1 protein-coding gene is annotated in these 865 nt (G+C 62.2%); it reads right to left on the bottom strand.

All coding sequences use genetic code 11. From position 1 onward, the window contains the following. On the bottom strand, positions 1–865 hold an 865-nt coding region (locus AACY52_RS28620), incomplete at both ends, for an IS66 family transposase (RefSeq protein WP_339561112.1).

Here is an 865-nt window from a genome sequence, read left to right as displayed (position 1 = left end):
TTACAGGTCTCGATTAACGAAGCCAGGACGGCCCAACTCTCGGCGCCCTCGTCGCAACCGGCAAAAAGAGAGTTCTTGGCATTGAGCTTGATCGGCCGCATCGCACGCTCGACCGCGTTGGTGTCCATCTCGATGCGCCCGTCATCAAGGTAGAGCGTCAGGCCATCCCAATGACGCAGCGCATAACGCAAAGCCTTCGCCGTGTCGCTCTTCTGTGCAAGGTGATCAAGCTTTGCCTCAAACCACTGCTTCAAGGCTGCGGCTAGAGGCCGGGCATGCGCTTGTCGGCCAACGCGGCGCTCGGCATCAGATCGACCGCGTAGTGCCTTCTCGATCGCGTAGAGCTGGGCAATGCGCTCGAGGGCCTCGCGGGCAACTGGAGCCGGCGCCGGCGAAGCCTCACGCTCGATCTTTACAAACTGGCGTCGCAGATGCGACCAGCAGAAGGCGAGCGTCGCGGACAGTGCGTCCGCACGCGTCTCTCGAGTCATGGTCTTGTAGGCCTCATAGCCATCGCAATGGATGATGCCGCGATAGCCCTCAAGCAACCGCAAGCCATGAACGGCGCCGCGGCCCGGTGCATAGGCGTAGACCACCCCAGGTGGATCAGGCCCGGCCCAAGGCCTGTCATCACGCGAGAGCGCCCAGAAATAGCCGGTTTTAGTCCTGCCGCGCCCCGGATCCAATACCGGCGCCGGGGTCTCATCGACACAAAGCTTGGAGGACTCGAGCAGAAGCGCGCGCAAACGATGCCACAAGGGCTTCAATTCCTGGGCGGCATAGCCGACCCAGAAGGCGAGCGTGGAACGGTCGATGGCGATACCGTGCGTCGCCAGCATCTGCGCCTGACGATAAAGCGGCAAAT

Source organism: Pseudomonas sp. EA_65y_Pfl1_P113 (assembly GCF_963970525.1).
In the GTDB taxonomy this organism is placed as follows: Bacteria; Pseudomonadota; Gammaproteobacteria; order Pseudomonadales; family Pseudomonadaceae; genus Aquipseudomonas; species Aquipseudomonas tritici.
The sequence above is the reverse complement of the archived record's forward strand: the minus strand, read 5'-3'. Positions and strand labels throughout refer to the sequence as shown.